Origin of the sequence: Streptomyces sp. NBC_01198 (assembly GCF_036010485.1) — a bacterium.
In the GTDB taxonomy this organism is placed as follows: Bacteria; Actinomycetota; Actinomycetes; order Streptomycetales; family Streptomycetaceae; genus Actinacidiphila.
This window is the reverse complement of record NZ_CP108568.1, coordinates 6,292,563-6,311,480: the sequence shown is the minus strand read 5'-3', so window position 1 is coordinate 6,311,480 and position 18,918 is coordinate 6,292,563. Positions and strand designations below refer to the sequence as shown.

The following is an 18,918-nucleotide window of genomic DNA, read 5'->3' as shown; positions in this document are numbered from 1 at the left end:
GGGCGACATGCCACCGCAGGTGGCAACCCCCCCAGCCCCAGAGAGGTTACGCCTCACCCGTGTGGACCTGGAAAGCCGCCTTGCGCATCGCCTTGGCCAGGACCGGGTCGGGGTGGGCGGCGGCCAGGGCTACGAGGACCTGGACGGTGCGGGGGTGGCCGACGTCGCGGACCTCTTCGAGCAGGCCGGGCACCGAGCCCTGGACGGCGGTCTCCAGGTGGCTGACCAGCAGATGATCCTCGCCGTGGTCCGCGACCGCGGCCGCCGTGTCGACCCACAGCCACGTCGCCTCCTCCCGCGTGAGCAGCCCCGTGGCGGTGTCGGGGTCGCCGCCGTCGAGTTCGGCGAGCCACAGGACCGCGTACGGCCGCAGCACCGGCTCGGTGACGACCGCGCGGACGGCCGGCTCGGCGGGGTCGCCGACGACCCGCAGCGCCTCGAACGCCAGCCCGCGCAGCAGCGCGTCGTCACCGCGGGCGGTGTCGAGGAGTTCGGCGACGGCCGGGGCGACGGGCCGAGCGGCGAGCCAGGCGCGGTATTCGGCGCGGGCCGGTCCCGGCGAGAGCCGGGCGCAGGCGCGGAGCATCGTGGCCGCGGACTGCTCCATGTGCCCGGCGGGCCCCTGCGCGGCCACGCAGATCTGCTCCAGCTTGACCCACACCGCCCAGCTGCCGAGCGGCGTCAGGGTGACCTCGTCGGGCCGCTGCGGGTCGCGGGGGCGGAGCGCTCCCACCCGTGCGGCGGCCTCCAGCGTCCAGTCGAGCAGCGTCGGAAGCGGGTCGCCCGCCCCGTCCGCGGGCGGCTCGTGGCGTTCTGTGCGCAGTTCGGCGACCCGCTGGCGGAGCAGGTCGAGCAGCGTGTCGATCGGCACGGGGCCGTTCGACAGGTGCAGGAAGGACAGCAACTGCGGTGCCGCCTCCACGACTTCGGCGACCAACGCCGGGTCGGGGCCGCTGCGGTCGCCGGGCAGGAAGGGGTGGGCGAGGGACCAGGCGTCGAAGAGCGCGACCCAGCCGCGCAGCACCGCGGTGTCGTCGGTGTCCCAGGCCCGCAGCCGCCAGCCGGGGCGGGCGGCGCCGCCGTGCAGTTCGATCAGCCCGGACAGCCTGGCTCGGTCCCAGGCGGTGCGGATCTGGCCGGGTGTCAGATCCAGCGCGGCCGAGGCCTTGGCGAGCGCGTCGGCCGGCAGTATCCCGGTCGGGCCCGCCGTACCTGGCCCGGTGCCCGCCCAGCGTGCGAGCCGTGCGGCGGCGGCGAGTTCGGCCCGGGCGAGCCGGGCGAGTTCCGGCAGCGGGGGCGTGCCTTCCGGCGGGCGCGGAGGCCTTGACCTGCGCGTGGTCGCTGTCCTGCGGGCCGCGGTGAGCGGCCGGCGGGGGACGAGGCGGAGCGGAGTGTCTCGCGGGCTACGGGACGTCACTGGAGCAGTCTCGCCGTTGTGCGCCCAGATTCCCAATCGGCCGGGAATTCCGCACCCCGACGCTCACATGAGCGGGGTCAGGAAGCGGCGGAGGGTCTCCTCGTAGCCGGCCGGGTCGACGTTCCACATCGCCCCGTGCTCGGCGCCGCGCACGGTGTGCAGGACCACCAGTTCCGGGCGGTGCGCCGCGAGTTCGCGGGACCGCCCCCAGGGCGCGAGGCTGTCCTCGGGGCCGTGGAAGATCAGGGTCGGCACGGTCGGCGGCGCCGGGTCCGCCGGGGCGGCGCCACGCCGTCCTGACGGTTCCGTACGTGCCTCCGCGGCGCGTACGGCCAGCGGGGCCAGGGTGCCTGGCAGCCCGTGCGACTCCGCGGCGGCGGCGACCGTCGCCCGCCAGTCGAGGACCGGCGAGTCCAGCACCAGGCCGCTGACGCGGTTCTTGACCGCGGACAGGTGCTGCGCGTGCAGTGCCATGGTCGCGCCGGTGGACCAGCCGTAGAGGACGATGCGCTCGGCGCCGTACTGCAGGGCGTAGCGCATCGCCGCGTCCAGGTCGCGCCATTCGGTGCGGCCCAGGTGGCCGATCCCGTCGGGCGGCGGCGGGGCCTCCTCGTCGCCCCGGTAGCCGAGGACCAGTTGGGTGAAGCCGTGGTGGTGCAGGGCCGGCAGCACGTTCATCGCGTGCGCGCGGGTCGTGCCGAAGCCGTGCACCGTGATCACCCAGGAGTTGCGGTCGCCCGGCAGGTACCAGCCGGGCAGCGGGCCCAGCTCGCTCGGCACGTCCACCTCGGTGTAGTCCAGGCCCAGTGCCGCCCGCGGGTTCCCGTAGTGCACCTGCGGGGTCAGCCGGACCGCGCTGCCCGCGTCGAGCGAGCCGTGCGGCACGGCGAGCAGTTTCCTGGTGACGGAGTAGGCGGTGCCGTCGGCCACGTCGCCGACCAGCGCGTGCACGCCGTCGGCGGCCAGGCCGTACCTGCCGCGGCGTGCGGAGGCGGTGGTCCTGGTCAGCACGACGCGGTCCTTGGTGACCGCGTGGACGGTCACCATTCCCTCCGGTACCGGGCCCGCCTCGGGCGGCTTGAGGGCGAAACGCGAGCCGTACCGGCCGACCGCCACGACGGCGGCGGTACCGGCACCCAGGGCGGCGGTGGCTGTCGCCACCGCAGTTCGTAGTCGCATCCCGTCCAGTCTCACCGACCCCCACGGCTCCGGCCACTCGGGCGCGGGTTTCGAGGGCCGCGCCGTCAGGCCGGGGGCTGGCCGTAGCCGGCGAGGCGGTCGGCCGCGGAGGCCAGGTCGGTGGGGGTGAGGAGGCGGGGCGTGCCGGCGGAGGTGGCGAGGAGCCAGACGCGGCACATCCACTCCAGCTGGGCCGTGCGCTCGTACGCGCTGGCGAGCGTGGAGCCGTGGGAGAGGGTCCCGTGGTTGGCCAGCAGGCACGCCGTGCGGTCGCGCAGGGCGTCGAGGGCGGCGGCGGCCAGTTCCGGGGAGCCGTAGAGCGCGTAGGGGGCGACGCGGACCGGACCGCCGAGGGCGGCGGTCATGTAGTGGATCGGCGGCAGCCGGTCCACCAGCGTGGACACCGCGGTGGCGTGCGGCGCGTGCGTGTGGACGATCGCGCGGGCCTCGGTGCCGCGGTAGACGGCGAGGTGGAGGGGCAGTTCGCTGGTGGGCCGCAGCTCGCCGCGGACCTGCCGCCCTTCGAGGTCGACGGCGACCGCGTCCTGCGGGCGCAGCCGGTCGTAGGGCACGCCGGTGGGCGTGACGACGACCAGTTCGCCGGCCCGCGCGGACACGTTGCCCGACGTGCCGACGACGAGCCCTTCTGTGACCGTACGGCGTGCCGTGCCGACCACGTCCGACCAGGCTTTCTCGACTTCGTCTCGCACGGCGGCGTCCTTCGCGGGTCGGGTGCGGGCCAGGCGTTGCCGTGGCCGCCGGGAGGGCAGTAGCGTCCCCGCACATCACAGGGGTCCACAGCGATTGCAGGTGCATTATGGCCACCGTCAACGGCGGTATCTCGTTCTGGTACGCGGGCACCGGCATACCGATGCCCCGCGAGCCGCTGCCCGGCGACCGGGAGGCCGACGTCGTCATCGTCGGCGGCGGCTACACGGGGCTGTGGACGGCGTACTACCTCAAGCAGGCCGTGCCCTTCCTGCGGATCACCGTGCTGGAGGCGAGATTCTGCGGTTACGGCGCCTCCGGCCGCAACGGCGGCTGGCTCTACAACGGCATCGCCGGCCGCGACCGCTACGCCAGACTGCACGGCCACGACGCGGCGGTCGCGCTCCAGCAGGCGATGAACGCCACCGTGGACGAGGTGGTGCGGGTCGCCGCCGTCGAGGGCGTCGAGGCGGACATCCAGCAGGGCGGCGTGCTGGAAGTGGCCTACTCGCCGGCGCAGTTGGCGCGGCTGCGGGCGTACCACGAGCGGGAGACGGCCTTCGGCGAGAAGGACCGGGTGCTGCTGGGCGCGGCGGAGTCGGCGCGCCGGATCAGGGCGGCGGGCACGGTCGGCGCGAGCTGGACCCCGCACGGCGCCCGGGTGCAGCCGGTGAAGCTGCTGCAGGGGCTGGCCGCGGCGGTGGAGCGACTCGGGGTGACCATCCACGAGTCGACCGCGGTGACCGAGATCCGTCCCAAGCACGCGGTCACCCCGTACGGCACGGTCCGCGCGCCCTATGTGCTGCGCTGCACCGAGGGGTTCACCGCGTCGGTCAAGGGGCAGCGCCGCACCTGGCTGCCGATGAACTCCTCGATGATCGTGACCGAGCCGCTGCCGCCCGAGCTGTGGGCGACGATCGGCTGGGAGGGCGGCGAGACGCTGGGCGACATGGCGCACGCGTACATGTACGCGCAGCGCACCGCGGACGGCCGGATCGCGCTGGGCGGGCGCGGGGTGCCGTACCGCTTCGGCTCGCGCACCGACAACGACGGGCGGACCTCCGACCGTACGGTGGCGGCGCTGCGCGAGGTGCTGGTGCGGCTCTTCCCCGCGACGGCCGGGGTCGCGATCGACCACGCCTGGTCGGGGGTGCTCGGCGTGCCGCGGGACTGGTGCGCCAGCGTGCAGCTGGACCGGACGACGGGCCTGGGCTGGGCGGGCGGCTACGTCGGCAGCGGGGTGGCGACGTCGAATCTGGCCGCCCGCACGCTGCGGGACCTGGTGCGGCAGGACTCGGGCCAGGGGCACGGCACCGAGCTGACGGCGCTGCCGTGGGTGGGCCACCGGGTGCGGCGCTGGGAGCCGGAGCCGCTGCGGTGGGCGGGGGTGCGCGGGATGTACGCGGCCTACCGGGGTGCGGACCGGCGGGAGCTGACCGGGCGCAGCGCCGCGACCGACCCGGTGGCGCGGTATGCCGACCGGATCTCCGGGCGGCACTGAACAGGCCAGCCGTGGAGTAGCGTTACCAGTCCGTTCACCTCCGCGTCATCTCGGCACCGCGAGTCCGCCGCCAGTTCACCTTCCGTTCACCAATGATCCGTACGGTCGCCTCGCCACTGTCCGATCGAACGATTGCCTGGGTCCATGGAACACATGACGCTCCTGATCGGAATCGTCATCGCCACCGCACTCGTGTTCGACTTCACGAACGGCTTCCACGACACCGCCAACGCGATGGCCACCACCATCTCCACCGGTGCACTCAAACCCAAGACGGCGGTGGCCATGTCCGCCGTACTCAACCTCGTCGGCGCCTTCCTGTCCGTCGAGGTCGCCAAGACCATCTCCGGCGGCATCATCGACGAGTCCGCCGGGATCAAACCCGCGATGATCTTCGCGGCGCTGGTCGGCGCGATCGTCTGGAACATGCTGACCTGGCTGGCCGGCCTGCCGTCCAGCTCCTCGCACGCGCTGTTCGGCGGCCTGATCGGCGCCACGCTGGTCGCCGTCGGGCGGCACGGGGTGCACGGCGAGGCGGTCGTGATGAAGGTCCTCATCCCGGCGCTCGCCGCGCCGATCGTGGCGGGCCTCGCCGCCACGCTGGCCACCCGGCTGAGCTACCGCGTCGGCCGGGACGCCGATCCGCGGAGCACCGCCAAGGGCTACCGCGCCGGGCAGATAGCCTCCGCGAGCCTGGTCTCGCTGGCCCACGGCACCAACGACGCGCAGAAGACCATGGGCGTCATCACCCTGGCGCTGATCACCGGCGGCGTCGTCGCCCCGCACTCCGACCCGCCGCTGTGGGTCATCGTCTCAGCGGGCGCGGCGATCGCGCTGGGCACGTACATCGGCGGCTGGCGGATCATCCGCACCATGGGCAAGGGCATCACCGACATCCAGCCGCAGCAGGGCTTCGCGGCGCAGACCGGTGCGGCCGCGACCATACTCGCCTCCTCCCACCTGGGCTTCGCGCTGTCCACCACCCAGGTCTGCTCGGGCTCGGTGATGGGCGCCGGGCTCGGCCGCACCGGCGCTGTGGTGCGCTGGAGCACCGCGGGGCGGATGGTCGCCGCGTGGGCGCTGACGCTGCCCGCAGCGGGCCTGGTCGCGGCCGGCGCCGCGCTGCTGACCGACCAGGGCACCTGGGGTGTGGCCACGGTCGCCGTCGCGGGTCTGGCGATCTGCGCCTCGATCCGGACCGCGGCCCGCCGCAAGCCGGTCACCCACGCCAACGTCAACGACGAGCCCGCAGCCGAGCCGCAGGGCGCGGTGACCGCCGCCATCGCCGCGGTGATCCCGCCGCCGGCCGGACCGCTGCCGGCCACGCCGGCCGGACCCGCCGCCCCGACCACCGCGACCGCCTGAAGGAGCCCCGTATGAGCATCGACTGGCACGCCCTCGGCACGGTCCTGGCCGTCACGCTGCTGTCCACCGTCGGCCTGGTCGGGGTCTTCACCCTCGGCGTGGTCGGCCTGTCCAGGCCCGGCGCGGCCGTCGCCCGCGGCGGTGCCTACGCCTGCTTCGCCGCCTGCGCCGCCGCGGTCGCCTGGGGCATCTGGCTGATCGTCGCCAAGTAGTGCCCGCCGGCGGCGCCGGGGTGTGGACCTCACCACACTCCGTCGCCGCAGGTCAAGGGCTGGTTGACGGGGTCACGCGCACGTGGTGGACTGCGGGGGCCATACGGCGGCAGGAGAGGAAGTCCGGTGCGAATCCGGCGCGGTCCCGCCACTGTCACCGGGGAGTGCGCTCCCAACCCGTACGTCACGGCCGGCTCGCCGGTTGGAAGACCGGGAGCGCGTTGATCCGGGAGCCAGGAGACTCTCACCGCCGGTCACGTCGAACCAGGGCGCGGACCCTGAGTGAGGACTTCTGCCATGCCCGGCACCCTTCCCTTTCCTCCTGATCCGCGTCCCGGCAGTCCGTGCCGGCGCACCCCGTCCTCCCGGGGTGTGACGGCGGCCTGAGCTGATGCGTGCCGATCGCGTATACGCGTACGGCGCCGCGCTCGGCTTTCTCGGCGATCTCGTCGCGGGTGACCCGCGCCGCGGCCATCCGGTCGCGGCGTTCGGGCGCGCGGCGGGGGCGGTCGAGCGCCGGATGTGGCGGGACGACCGGCTCAGCGGCGCCGTCTACGCGGCGCTGTGCGCCGGCGCCGTGGCGGGTGCCGTCGCCCTCGCCGGGCGGGCGGTGCGGCCGAACGCCGCGCTGTCGGCCGGGCTGACCGCGGCCTGCACCTGGTCGGTGCTCGGCGGTACGTCGCTGGCCCGGGAGGCGCGGGCGGTCGCGGCGGCGCTGGACGCCGGGGACGTCGAGGCGGCCAGGGCGCGGCTGCCGCACCTGTGCGGGCGCGACCCGCAGCACCTGGACGCGGACCAGATCGCCAGGGCCGTGGTGGAGTCGGTCGCCGAGAACACCTCGGACGCGGTGGTCGGCGCCCTGGTCTGGGGCGCGGTCGGCGGGCTGCCCGGACTCGCGGGCTTCCGCGCGGTCAACACGCTGGACGCCATGGTCGGGCACCGTTCGCCGCGCCATCTGCGCTTCGGGTGGGCCGCGGCCCGGCTCGACGACGCGGCCGGCTGGCCGGGCGCCCGGCTCACCGCGGCGCTGGCGGCGCTGGCCTCCCCGCACCCGATGGACGCCCTGCGCACCTGGCGCCGGGACGCCGCCGCCCATCCGAGCCCGAACGCGGGCCCCGTGGAGGCGGCCTTCGCCGGCGCCCTGCGGCTGCGGCTGGGCGGGACGCTGTCCTACGCCGGCCGTACCGAGCACCGCCCCGTCCTCGGCGCCGGCTACCCCTCCCCCACCCCCGCCGACATCCCCCGCGCCATCGCCCTCTCCCGGCGCGTGTCCGCCCTGTCGCTGGCGCTGACCGTGTCCGCCGCGCTCCTGCTCCCCCGCCTCCGCCCGGCGGCCGGCGGCCCGGTGGTGCCGGATCCGGCGGGTCCGGCGCTTTCGGTGCGTCCGGCGCTTCCGGCGCTTCCGGCGCTTCGCGGCGAGGGGGTGGCCCCGTGCACGGGCTGATGATCGCGGGGACGGCGTCCGACGCCGGGAAGAGCGTCGTCACCGCCGGAGTGTGCCGCTTCCTGGTACGCCGGGGGATGCGGGTCGCCCCCTTCAAGGGGCAGAACATGTCGCTCAACTCCTTCGTCACCCGCGACGGCGCCGAGATCGGCCGGGCACAGGCCATGCAGGCGCAGGCCGCCCGGGTCGAACCGACCGCGCTGATGAATCCGGTGCTGCTCAAGCCGGGCAGCGACCGCAGCAGCCAGGTCGTCCTGCTGGGCAGGGCGGTCGGCGAGATGTCGGCCCGCGGCTACCACGGCGGCCGGCAGGGCGAGTTGCTCGACGTGGTCGCGGACTGCCTGGCCGAGCTGGGGCGTTCGTACGACGCGGTGATCTGCGAGGGCGCCGGGAGCCCGGCCGAGATCAACCTGCGCCGCACCGACATCGTCAACATGGGCCTGGCGCGCCGCGCCGGGATCCCGGCCCTCGTCGTCGGTGACATCGACCGCGGCGGCGTCTTCGCCTCGTTCTTCGGCACCACCGCCCTGCTCGCCCCCGAGGACCAGGCGCTGATCGCCGGCTACGTGGTGAACAAGTTCCGCGGCGACGTGACCCTGCTGGAACCCGGCCTCGACATGCTGCGCGAGCTCACCGGACGCCCGACCCTGGGCGTGCTGCCGTACGCCCGCGGCCTCGGCATCGACGAGGAGGACGGGCTGCGGGTCAGGGAGTCCGACGCGGGGCGGCCGTACGGCGAGGACGTGCTCCGGGTCGCCGTCGTCGCGCTGCCGCTGATGTCGAACTTCACGGACCTGGACGCGCTGGCCGCGGAACCGGGCGTCGCCGTGCGCTTCACCGACCGCCCCGAGGACGTCGCCGACGCCGACCTGGTGGTGCTCCCCGGCACCCGCGGCACCGTCAAGGCGCTGGAGTGGCTGCGGGCCCGCGGCCTGGCGGACGCGGTGCGGCGCCGGGCCGCCGAGGGCCGCCCGGTGCTCGGCATCTGCGGCGGCTTCCAGATCCTGGCCGAGCACATCGAGGACGACGTCGAGTCCAGGGCCGGTACGGTCCCCGGCCTCGGCCTGCTGCCCGCCCGTATCCGCTTCGCCGCCGCCAAGACCCTTGCCCGGCCCACCGGTCGGGCCTACGGCGAGACGGTCGAGGGCTACGAGATCCACCACGGCGTCGCCGAGGTCCTGGGCGGCGACGAGGACTTCCTCGACGGCTGCCGGGTCGGCGCGGTGTGGGGCACCCACTGGCACGGCTCGCTGGAGAGCGACGGCTTCCGCCGGGCCTTCCTGCGCCGGGTCGCCGCCGCGGCGGGCCGCCGCTTCGTCCCGTCGCCGGACACCGACTTCGGCGCGCTGCGCGAGGCGCAGCTCGACCGGCTCGGCGACCTGGTCGAAGAGCACCTGGACACCGCCGCGTTGCTGCGGCTCATCGAGGACGGCGCGCCCGCCGGACTCCCCTTCGTCCCACCGGGGGCACCATGACCACCGTTCTGCTGCTGTCCACCGCCGACACCGACCTGCTCGCCGCGCGCGCCGCGATGGACGCGCACCCGGGCACCGCCTCTTACCGCATCGCCAACCCCTCCCGGGTCGATCCCGCGGTCGAGCTGCCCGGGCTGCTCGACGGCGCCGACCTGGCCGTGGTCCGGCTGCTCGGCGGTCGCCGGGTGTGGGAGGAGGGCCTGGCGGCGATCGCCGCCTCGGGGGTGCCTTCGGTGCTGCTGGGCGGCGAGAGCGTCCCGGACGCCGAGCTGATGGGGCTGTCCACCGTCCCGGCGGGCGTGGTCGCCGAGGCGCTGCGCTACCTGGTGGAGGGCGGCCCGGAGAATCTGGCCGAGCTGGCCCGCTTCCTGTCCGACACGGTGCTGATGAGCGGCGAGGGCTTCGAAGCGCCGCGCGCGATGCCGCAGTTCGGTGTGCACGGCGCCTTCGGCCACGAGCCGGACCGCCCCACGGTCGCGGTGCTCTTCTACCGGGCCCACGAACTGTCCGGCAACACCGGCTTCGTGGACACCCTGTGCGCGGCGATCGAGGAGCGCGGCGCGAACGCGCTGCCCATTTACTGCGGTTCGCTGCGCGGCGCAGCCGAGATGCAGCGGATGGTGGGGGCCCTGAGCGAGGAACGAGCGAACGGCACCCGCCAGGAGCGGAGTCGAGGCGAAGCGCGCACAACAGAGGGGCGCGGCGCAGCCGAGATGCAGCGGATGGTGGGGGCCCTGAGCGAGGAACGAGCGAACGGCACCCGCCAGCTGGAGGGGCCGGACGGTGGGCCGGGGCTGTATGACCTGTTGGGGCGGGCCGATGCCATCGTGGCGACGGTGCTGGCGTCCGGCGGGACGGTGCCGGCCGAGGCTTCGGCGGGTGGCGCGGACGAGGCGTGGGACGTCGGGGCGCTCGCCGAGCTCGACGTGCCGGTCCTGCAAGGCCTGTGCCTGACCTCGTCCCGCAAGGCGTGGCTGGAGTCGGACGCGGCGCTGTCGCCGATGGACGCGGCGATGCAGGTGGCGATCCCGGAGTTCGACGGCCGGCTGATCACCGTGCCGTTCTCGTTCAAGGAGGCCGGCGAGGGCGACGTGCCGGTCTACGTCGCCGACCCGGAGCGGGCCGCCCGTGTCGCGGGCATCGCCGTCCGGCACGCGGCACTGCGGCACAAGCCGAACGCCGACAAGCGGCTCGCGCTGGTCTTCACCGCCTACCCGACCAAGCACGCCCGGGTCGGCAACGCGGTCGGCCTCGACACCCCCGCCTCGGCGGTCCGGCTGCTCGAAGCGCTGCGGGACGCGGGTTATGTGACCGGCGAACACCCCGCTGGAGGCGACGAGTTGATTCACCGGCTGATCGCGGCCGGCGGGCACGACGTGGAGTGGCTGACCGAGGAGCAGCTGGCCGCCGCCCCCGCCCGGGTGCCGCTCGCCGACTACCAGCGGTGGTTCGCCACCCTGGACGAGGATCTGCGGGCCGGGATGCTGCGGCACTGGGGCGAGCCGCCGGGCTCGCTCTACGTGGACGGCGACGACATCGTGCTGGCGTCACTGCAGTTCGGGAACGTCGTCGTGCTCATCCAGCCGCCCCGAGGCTTCGGCGAGAACCCGATCGCCATCTACCACGACCCCGACATGCCGCCCTCGCACCACTACCTGGCCACCTACCGCTGGCTGGAGCACACCTTCGGCGCGGACGCCATCGTGCACCTGGGCAAGCACGGCACGATGGAGTGGCTGCCGGGCAAGGGCCTCGGGCTGTCGGCGGGCTGCGCGCCCGACGCGGTGCTCGGCGAACTGCCGCTGGTCTACCCCTTCATCGTCAACGACCCGGGCGAGGGCACCCAGGCCAAGCGGCGCGGCCACGCGACCGTCGTGGACCACCTGGTGCCGCCGATGGCCCGCGCCGAGACCTACGGCGACCTGGCCAAGCTCGAACAGCTCCTTGACGAGTACGCCCTGGTCAACGACCTCGACCCGGCGAAGGCCCCGGCGATCCGCAGCCAGATCTGGGAACTCGTCCGGGCCGCCGAGCTGCACCACGACCTGCACGTCGAGGAGCAGCCCGGTGACGGCGACTTCAACGACTTCGTGCTGCACGTCGACGGCTGGCTCTGCGAGATCAAGGACGTCCAGATCCGCGACGGCCTGCACATCCTGGGCGGCGGCCCGGTCAACGAGGCACGCGTCAACCTGGTGCTGGCAGTGCTGCGTTCGGCGCAGATCTGGGGCGGCGCCGGAGACGCGCTGCCGGGGCTGCGGGCGGCGCTGGCCGCGCATTTCGGCCTGGTCGAGAAGGAGTTGCTGGCCGAGCCCGGCGCGCCCGCGGCCGTACCGCCCGCACTGACCGCCCTCGCGGCGGGCCCGGCGCGTACCGCCTCGGACGCCGTGGACCTGCTGGAGCAGCTGGCCAGGCGGCTCGCTGAGACCATGGAGCAGCGCGGCTGGGGCGCCGGGGCCGCCGCCGAGGCGGTACGCGAGGTGCTGGGCGGGGCCGAGGTCCCGGCGGCCGTGCGAGTGCTGGACTTCGCCGCGACGGAGGTCGTACCCCGGCTGGCCCGCACCACCGACGAGATCGACCACATCCTGCGGGCGCTGCGCGGCGGTTACGTCCCGGCCGGGCCCTCCGGGTCACCCACCCGGGGGCTGGTCAACGTGCTGCCGACCGGGCGGAACTTCTACTCCGTCGACCCCAAGGCCATCCCGTCCCGGCTGTCCTGGGACGTCGGCACCGCCCTCGCCGACTCGCTGCTCGCCAGGCACCTCGCGGACAACGGCGGCTACCCGGCGTCGGTGGGACTGACGGTGTGGGGCACCTCCTGCATGCGCACCCAGGGCGACGACATCGCCGAGATCCTGGCGCTGCTGGGCTGCCGCCCGGTGTGGGACGACGCCTCCCGCCGCGTCACCGGCTTCGAGATCGTCCCCGCGGCCGAGCTGGGCCGGCCGCGTATCGACGTCACGGTCCGCATCTCGGGCTTCTTCCGCGACGCCTTCCCGCACGTGGTCGCCCTGGTGGACGACGCGGTGCGGGCGGTCGCCGAACTGGACGAGCCCGCCGACGTCAACTACGTGCGTGCGCACGCCGATGAGGACACCGCCCTGCACGGCGACCGGCGGCGGGCCACCGCGCGGATCTTCGGCTCCAAGCCCGGGGCGTACGGCGCCGGCCTGCTGCCGCTGATCGACGCGCGCAACTGGCGCTCCGACGCCGACCTCGCCGAGGTCTACGCGGTGTGGGGCGGCTACGCGTACGGCCGCGGGCTGGACGGGCGGCCCGCGCGCGGCGACATGGAGGCCGCCTTCCGCCGCATCCAGGTGGCGGCGAAGAACGTCGACACCCGGGAGCACGACCTCGTCGACGCGGACGACTACTTCCAGTACCACGGCGGCATGGTGGCCATGGTCCGCCATCTCACCGGGTCCTCGCCGGAGGCCTACGTCGGCGACAGCGCGCTGACCGACCAGGTCAGGACGCGCACGCTGGGCGAGGAGACCCACCGGGTCTTCCGTGCGCGGGTCGTCAACCCGCGCTGGATGGCGGCGATGCGGCGGCACGGTTACAAGGGGGCCTTCGAGATGGCCGCCACCGTCGACTACTTGTTCGGCTACGACGCCACCGCCGGTGTGGTGGACGACTGGATGTACGAGCGGCTGGCGTCGGAGTACGTCTTCGACGCGGAGAACGCGGACTTCATGCGGAAGTCCAATCCCTGGGCCCTGCGGGGGATTTCGGAGCGGTTGCTTGAGGCGGCGGAGCGGGGGCTGTGGGCCGAGCCCGACGCGGCCACGCTGGCGCGGCTGCGCGAGACGTATCTCGCCCTGGAGGGCGACCTGGAGGGGGACGCGTGAGGGCGCCTGCGGCGGGCTCTGCTCCCCGCCCCGCCCCTTCCCGAAACCGGGGCTCCGCCCCGGACCCCGGTCCTCAAACACCGGACGGGCTGGATACGCCGGGCGGGCTGGAGAGGCGCAGTGGGCTGGATGTGCCGGGCGTGACGAACAGCGACGAGGAGTCATCGTGACGATGCCGTATCCGTTCACCGCACTGGTCGGGCAGCAGGATCTGCGGCTCGCCCTGGTGCTCAACGCGGTGTCGCCCGCCGTCGGCGGGGTGCTCGTGCGGGGGGAGAAGGGGACCGCGAAGTCGACGGCGGTGCGGGCGGTGGCCGCGCTGCTGCCCGGGCTGCGGGTGGTGCCCGGGTGCAGGTTCTCCTGCGAACCCGGGGCCGCGGACCCGCAGTGCCCCGACGGGCCGCATCCGGCGGACGGCGGCGGCGCCGTGGAACGGCCCGCGCGGCTGGTGGAGTTGCCGGTCGGCGCCTCCGAGGACCGGCTCGTCGGCGCGCTGGACATCGAGCGCGCGCTCGCCGAGGGCGTCAAGGCCTTCGAGCCTGGCCTGCTCGCGGCCGCGCACCGCGGGGTGCTGTACGTCGACGAGGTCAACCTCCTGCACGACCACCTGGTCGACCTGCTGCTTGACGCGGCCGCGATGGGGGCGAGTTACGTCGAGCGCGAGGGCGTCTCGGTGCGGCACGCGGCCCGTTTCCTGCTGGTCGGCACCATGAACCCCGAAGAGGGCGAGCTGCGGCCGCAGTTGCTCGACCGCTTCGGGCTGACGGTGGAGGTCGCCGCGTCCCGCGAGACCGACGAGCGCGTCGAGGTGGTGCGGCGGCGGCTGGCCTACGACGCCGACCCGGGCGCTTTCGCGGCGCGTTGGGCGCCGCAGGAGCAGGAGGTGCGCGAACGCATCGTCGCCGCCCGCGCGCTGCTGCCCGACGTGCGGCTCGGCGACGCGGCTCTGAGGCAGATCGCGGCGACCTGCGCGGCCTTCGAGGTCGACGGGATGCGCGCCGACATCGTGATGGCCCGCACCGCGTCGGCGCTGGCCGCCTGGGCGGGCCGCACCGTGGTGCTGGCCGAGGACATCCGGCAGGCGGCGCTGCTCGCGCTGCCGCACCGGCGGCGCCGTAATCCCTTCGACGCGCCGGGGCTTGACGAGGACAAGCTCGACCAGACGCTGGAGCAGGCCTGGGCGGAAGCCGGACCGGACCCTGACTCCGAGCCCGACCACGACCCCGATTCCGACCCCGATTCCGACCCCGGGAAGGGGGACGGGGACGGCGGACCGGACCCCGATCCCGACCCGGACGGCGGCGGGGGCGGCGGCGGGCAGCCGGAGCCGGACGGCGGTGCGCCGGAGGGCGACCGGCCGCACCCGGCCGCCGGGGACGCCCCGTCCGACAGCCCGCCGCCGGCGCCCGGCGGCGAGGCCGGTCCTGGCGAGCAGCCCGCGGCACCGGCAGCCGAGCCGTTCAAGGCGCGGACGCTGACCGTACCGGGGCTCGGCGAGGGCGCGGCGGGCCGGCGTTCGCGGGCGCGGACCGCACAGGGGCGGACGACCGGGGCCCGGCGGCCGGACGGCGCCCTCGGCAAGCTGCACCTGGCGGCGACCGTGCAGGCGGCGGCACCGCACCAGCGGGCGAGGGGGCGCAGCGGCCCCGGACTCGTGCTGCGCAGGGACGACCTGCGGCAGGCCGTACGCGAGGGCCGCGAGGGCAACCTGGTGCTGTTCGTGGTCGACGCATCGGGTTCGATGGCGGCCAGGCAGCGGATGTCGGCGGTGAAGGGCGCGGTGCTCTCGCTGCTGCTCGACGCCTACCAGCGGCGCGACAAGGTCGGACTGGTCACCTTCCGCGGCACCGGCGCTGAGCTGGCCCTGCCGCCGACGTCCTCGGTGGACGCGGGCGCGGCCCGGCTGGAGACGCTGCCGACCGGCGGCCGTACGCCGCTGGCCGCGGGCCTGCTGAAGGCGCACGAGGTGCTGCGGATCGAGCGGCTGCGCGACCCGTCGCGGCGCCCGCTGCTGGTGGTGGTGACCGACGGGCGGGCCACCGGCGGCCCCGATCCGGTGGCGCTGGGCGCCCGGGCGGCCCGGCTGCTGGCCGCGGCGGGCACGGCCGCGGTGGTGGTGGACTGCGAGTCGGGGCCGGTACGCCTCGGCCTGGCGGGCGCGCTCGCCGCCGACCTCGCCGGGGTCGCGGTCACGCTGGGGGAACTGCGGGCGGACACGGTGTCCGCCCTGGTCAAGGACATCAGGAGGGCCGCCTAGTGCCGCAGGGACAGCCGAGCACGGTGCCCGACGACGGTCTGACGACCCGGCAGCGCCGCAACCGCCCGCTGACGATCGTGCACACCGGCGTCGGCAAGGGGAAGTCGACGGCGGCCTTCGGCCTCGCGCTGCGCGCGTGGAATCAGGGCTGGCCGGTCGGGGTCTTCCAGTTCGTGAAGTCCGCGAAGTGGAAGGTCGGCGAGGAGCGGGCGCTGCGGGTGCTCGGCGCCTCCGGCGAGGGCGGCACGGTGGCCTGGCACAAGATGGGCGAGGGCTGGTCGTGGGTGCAGCGCTCGCCGGAGAGCAGCGAGGAGGCCGCCGTCGAAGGCTGGCAGCAGGTCAAGCGGGACCTCGCGGCGGAGACCTACCGGCTGTACGTGCTGGACGAGTTCGCGTACCCGATGCACTGGGGCTGGGTCGACACCGCCGAGGTCGTGTCGGTGCTGCGGGACCGGCCGGGCACCCAGCACGTGGTGATCACCGGCCGCAACGCACCGCCCGCGCTGGTCGACGCCGCCGACCTCGTCACCGACATGTCGAAGGTCAAGCACCCCATGGACACCGGCCAGAAGGGGCAGAGGGGCATCGAGTGGTAGCCCGCCTCGTCATCGCCGCGCCCACCTCCGGCAGCGGCAAGACCACCGTCGCGACCGGTCTGATGGCCGCCTTCGCCGGCGCCGGCCTCGCCGTGTCCGCGCACAAGGTCGGCCCGGACTACATCGACCCTGGCTACCACGCCCTGGCCACCGGCCGCCCAGGCCGCAACCTCGACCCGTACCTGTGCGGCCCGCAGCGCGTCGCCCCGCTCTTCCTGCACGGTGCCGCCGGCTGCGACCTGGCCCTCGTGGAGGGCGTGATGGGCCTCTTCGACGGCGCCGCCGGCCAGGGCGAGCTGGCCTCCACCGCCCAGGTCGCCACGATCCTGCGGGCCCCGGTGGTGCTGGTCGTCGACGCGTCCGCCCAGGCCCGGTCGGTGGCCGCGCTCGTCCACGGCTTCGCGTCCTTCGACCCGCGGCTGCGGATCGGCGGGGTGCTGCTCAACAAGGTGGGCTCGGACCGGCACGAGCGCATCCTGCGCGAGGCGCTGGAGGAGGTCGGGGTGCCCTGCCTCGGCGCGATGCGGCGCGACACCGGCCTGGTCGTGCCCTCCCGCCACCTCGGCCTGGTCCCGGCCGCCGAACGAGCCACCGACGCACGGCACTTCGTCCGGGCGGCGGCGGCCGCCGTCCGCGAGTCCTGCGACCTGGACGCGCTGCTCGCCCTGGCTCGTACGGCACCCGCGCTCCAGGCCGAGCCCTGGGACCCCGCGAGGGAGGTGGACACGGCGGCCGGGCAGATCCCGCCCGTCCGGCGTTCGAGGACCGGGGGCGGGGGCCCGGTGGGTGGGGCGCCCCGCGTGCGCGTCGCCCTCGCCACCGGCCCCGCCTTCACCTTCCACTACGCAGAACAGGCCGAACTGCTCACGGCGGCGGGAGCGGAGGTCACCCCGTTCGACCCCCTGACGGACGAGTCGCTCCCCCCGCGCACCGACGGAGTCATCCTCGGTGGCGGCTTCCCCGAACTCCACGCGGCGGAGCTCGCCGCCAACGCCGCCCTCCGCCAGGAGATCGCCGGCTTCCCCGGCCCGGTCGCCGCGGAGTGCGCGGGCCTGCTCTACCTGTCCCGCACCCTCGACGGCCGGCCGATGTGCGGCCGGCTGCCGGTCGCGGCCACGATGACCGGCCGCCTCACCCTCGGCTACCGCGAGGCCGTCGCGCTGACCGGCAGCGCGCTCGCCGCACCGGGCACCCGGCTGCGCGGGCACGAGTTCCACCGCACGGCGGTGGACCCGCCGCGGGGCGCCGCCCCGGCGTGGGGCTTCACGCATCCCGAACGCCGCACCGAGGGCTTCGTGGACGGTGCCGTGCACGCCTCGTATCTGCATCTGCACTGGGCCGCCGAGCCGTCGCTCGCGACCCGTTTCGTCGAGAGGTGTGCCGCATGGACCTGCGACTGACCGGGGTCGGGGTCGGCCCCGGTGACCCGGAACTGGTGACGGTCAAAGGGGTGAACGCGCTGCGCGCCGCCGGGGCGGTGGTGGTGCCGGTGCTGGACACCGGCGAGACGGGCCGCGCGGAGGCGACCGTACGGCACTACGTGGCGGCGGACCGGATCGTCCAGGTGGTCTTCGCGCTGAACGAGCGGTCCGACCGGGCCCGCCGCGAGGCCGCGTGGGACGCGGCCGGGGCGCGGGTCGCCGAACTGCTGCGCACGCACGGCTCGGTGGCCTTCGCGACGATCGGGGACCCGAACGTCTACTCGACGTTCACCTATCTCGCGCACACCATCGGTGAGTTGTTGCCGCAGGCGGACATCAGCTCGGTGCCGGGTATCACCGCGATGCAGGACCTGGCGGCCCGCAGTGGGGCCGTACTGGCTGAGGGCACCGAGCCGTTGACGCTGGTGCCGGTGACCGCCGGGGCCGCGGTGCTCAAGGCGGCGCTCGAAGGCCCGGGCACGGTCGTGGCGTACAAATTCGGCCGGCTGGCGGCCGAGGTCGCGGCCGCGCTGGCGGCGACCGGCAGGACCGAAGGTGCCGTGTGGGGCAGCGCGCTGGGGCTGCCGGAGGAGTCGATCCGTCCGGCGGCCCGGTTGCTCGACGGCCCGCTGCCGTATCTGTCGACGCTGATCGCGCCCCCGCGGCGGGACGGCCGGGGAGGGAAACTGTGAGCGGCAAGGTCACCATCGTGGGCGCGGGGCCGGGCGCGGCCGACCTGCTCACCTTCCGGGCCGCCGCGGCCATCGCCGCCGCCGACATCGTCATCTGGGCGGCGAGTCTGGTGCAGGCGGCGGTACTCGAACACGCCAGGCCGGAGGCGGAGATCCTGGACTCGGCGACGATGTCGCTCGAGGACGTCGTCGCGGTCTACCAGCGCGCTCAGCGGGAGGACCTGCGCTGCGCGCGGATCCACTCGGGCGATCCCGCACTGTGGGGCGGTACGCAGGAGCAGGTCGACCGCTGCGCGGACCTCGGCATCGAGGTCGAGATCGTGCCGGGGGTGTCGTCGTTCTCGGCGGTCGCGGCGCTGGCCGGGCGGGAGTTGACGATTCCCGAGGTCGCCCAGTCGGTGGTGCTGACCCGTCTCGGCGGTGGGAAGACGCCGATGCCGCCGGGTGAGGAGGTGCGGGAGTTCGCCCGGCACGGGACGACGATGGCGGTCTTCCTGTCCGCCGCCAGGTCCGGGCAGCTCGCCGCCGAGCTGCTGGAGGGCGGCTATCCGACGGACACGCCGGTCATCGTCGCCCACCAGGTGAGCTGGCCCGAGGAGTTGCTGCTGCACTGCACGATCGCGACGCTGGAGGAGACCGTCAAGGCGCACCGCCTGTGGAAGCACACGCTCTTCCTGGTCGGGCCGGCGCTGTCCGCGTCGGGGACGCGGTCACACCTCTACCACCCCGGGCACTTCCACGGTTTCCGGCGGGCCGACCCCGTCGCGCGGCGCGAACTGCGCGAGTCCCGTGGCTGACGC

At 74.9% G+C, this 18,918-nt stretch carries 14 protein-coding genes and 1 riboswitch; of the genes, 11 read left to right on the top strand and 3 right to left on the bottom strand.

Annotation, left to right across the window (positions count from 1 at the left end):
• Window positions 1-46: 46 nt before the first annotated feature.
• From OG702_RS28050 to OG702_RS28040, 3 genes are all read right to left on the bottom strand, one after another.
• Window positions 47-1,417 carry a hypothetical protein gene (locus OG702_RS28050; RefSeq protein WP_327291723.1) on the bottom strand — a complete coding sequence of 457 codons (1,371 nt, stop codon included), beginning with the start codon at window positions 1,415-1,417 and terminating at the stop codon, window positions 47-49.
• A 63-nt stretch (window positions 1,418-1,480) separates the two neighbouring features.
• Complete coding sequence (locus OG702_RS28045; RefSeq protein ID WP_327291722.1) at window positions 1,481-2,596, bottom strand: alpha/beta hydrolase; 1,116 nt, start codon at window positions 2,594-2,596, stop codon at window positions 1,481-1,483.
• Window positions 2,597-2,661: 65 nt separating this feature from the next.
• A complete protein-coding gene (locus OG702_RS28040; RefSeq protein WP_327291721.1) occupies window positions 2,662-3,306 on the bottom strand; it encodes a class II aldolase/adducin family protein in 645 nt (214 codons plus the stop codon).
• A 107-nt stretch (window positions 3,307-3,413) separates the two neighbouring features.
• Here OG702_RS28040 and OG702_RS28035 point away from each other — a divergent pair, with 107 nt between their 5' ends.
• From OG702_RS28035 to cobM, 11 genes are all read left to right on the top strand, one after another.
• On the top strand, window positions 3,414-4,805 hold the full coding sequence (locus OG702_RS28035) for an NAD(P)/FAD-dependent oxidoreductase (RefSeq protein WP_327291720.1): 1,392 nt from the start codon (window positions 3,414-3,416) through the stop codon (window positions 4,803-4,805).
• Window positions 4,806-4,949: 144 nt separating this feature from the next.
• Complete coding sequence (locus OG702_RS28030; RefSeq protein WP_327291719.1) at window positions 4,950-6,170, top strand: inorganic phosphate transporter; 1,221 nt, start codon at window positions 4,950-4,952, stop codon at window positions 6,168-6,170.
• An 11-nt stretch (window positions 6,171-6,181) separates the two neighbouring features.
• Entirely contained in the window at window positions 6,182-6,382 is a 201-nt protein-coding gene (locus OG702_RS28025) for a hypothetical protein (RefSeq protein WP_327291718.1), read from the top strand.
• 115 nt (window positions 6,383-6,497) lie between these two features.
• Window positions 6,498-6,626: riboswitch (cobalamin riboswitch) on the top strand.
• A gap of 147 nt (window positions 6,627-6,773) precedes the next feature.
• A complete protein-coding gene (locus OG702_RS28020) occupies window positions 6,774-7,826 on the top strand; it encodes a cobalamin biosynthesis protein (RefSeq protein WP_327291717.1) in 1,053 nt (350 codons plus the stop codon).
• On the top strand, window positions 7,826-9,301 hold the full coding sequence (locus tag OG702_RS28015) for a cobyric acid synthase (RefSeq protein WP_327293405.1): 1,476 nt from the start codon (window positions 7,826-7,828) through the stop codon (window positions 9,299-9,301). The genes OG702_RS28020 and OG702_RS28015 overlap by 1 nt, the downstream gene beginning before the upstream one ends.
• On the top strand, window positions 9,298-13,152 hold the full coding sequence (gene cobN, locus OG702_RS28010; RefSeq protein ID WP_327291716.1) for a cobaltochelatase subunit CobN: 3,855 nt from the start codon (window positions 9,298-9,300) through the stop codon (window positions 13,150-13,152). Before OG702_RS28015 ends, cobN begins: the two co-directional genes overlap by 4 nt.
• A gap of 166 nt (window positions 13,153-13,318) precedes the next feature.
• Window positions 13,319-15,409, top strand: coding sequence for a putative cobaltochelatase (locus tag OG702_RS28005; RefSeq protein WP_327291715.1), 2,091 nt, complete (start codon window positions 13,319-13,321; stop codon window positions 15,407-15,409).
• Entirely contained in the window at window positions 15,409-16,005 is a 597-nt protein-coding gene (cobO, locus tag OG702_RS28000; RefSeq protein WP_327291714.1) for a cob(I)yrinic acid a,c-diamide adenosyltransferase, read from the top strand. The genes OG702_RS28005 and cobO overlap by 1 nt, the downstream gene beginning before the upstream one ends.
• Window positions 15,999-17,405 carry a cobyrinate a,c-diamide synthase gene (locus OG702_RS27995; RefSeq protein WP_327291713.1) on the top strand — a complete coding sequence of 469 codons (1,407 nt, stop codon included), beginning with the start codon at window positions 15,999-16,001 and terminating at the stop codon, window positions 17,403-17,405. Before cobO ends, OG702_RS27995 begins: the two co-directional genes overlap by 7 nt.
• Complete coding sequence (gene cobI / locus OG702_RS27990) at window positions 17,390-18,118, top strand: precorrin-2 C(20)-methyltransferase (RefSeq protein WP_327291712.1); 729 nt, start codon at window positions 17,390-17,392, stop codon at window positions 18,116-18,118. The genes OG702_RS27995 and cobI overlap by 16 nt, the downstream gene beginning before the upstream one ends.
• The gene (gene cobM, locus OG702_RS27985; protein WP_327291711.1) at window positions 18,115-18,915 is read left to right on the top strand and encodes a precorrin-4 C(11)-methyltransferase; all 801 of its coding nucleotides are present in this window, start codon (window positions 18,115-18,117) and stop codon (window positions 18,913-18,915) included. Before cobI ends, cobM begins: the two co-directional genes overlap by 4 nt.
• The last annotated feature ends 3 nt before the right edge of the window (window positions 18,916-18,918 follow it).

What these genes read in the sequence shown, in the direction of transcription:
- OG702_RS28045 (WP_327291722.1), bottom strand. Translation starts at nt 2,596, where the DNA reads ATGCGACTACGAACTGCGGTGGCGACAGCCACCGCCGCCCTGGGTGCC.
- OG702_RS28035 (WP_327291720.1), top strand. Translation starts at nt 3,414, where the DNA reads ATGGCCACCGTCAACGGCGGTATCTCGTTCTGGTACGCGGGCACCGGC.
- OG702_RS28030 (WP_327291719.1), top strand. Translation starts at nt 4,950, where the DNA reads ATGGAACACATGACGCTCCTGATCGGAATCGTCATCGCCACCGCACTC.
- OG702_RS28025 (WP_327291718.1), top strand. Translation starts at nt 6,182, where the DNA reads ATGAGCATCGACTGGCACGCCCTCGGCACGGTCCTGGCCGTCACGCTG.
- OG702_RS28020 (WP_327291717.1), top strand. Translation starts at nt 6,774, where the DNA reads ATGCGTGCCGATCGCGTATACGCGTACGGCGCCGCGCTCGGCTTTCTC.
- OG702_RS28015 (WP_327293405.1), top strand. Translation starts at nt 7,826, where the DNA reads ATGATCGCGGGGACGGCGTCCGACGCCGGGAAGAGCGTCGTCACCGCC.
- cobN (WP_327291716.1), top strand. Translation starts at nt 9,298, where the DNA reads ATGACCACCGTTCTGCTGCTGTCCACCGCCGACACCGACCTGCTCGCC.
- cobI (WP_327291712.1), top strand. Translation starts at nt 17,390, where the DNA reads ATGGACCTGCGACTGACCGGGGTCGGGGTCGGCCCCGGTGACCCGGAA.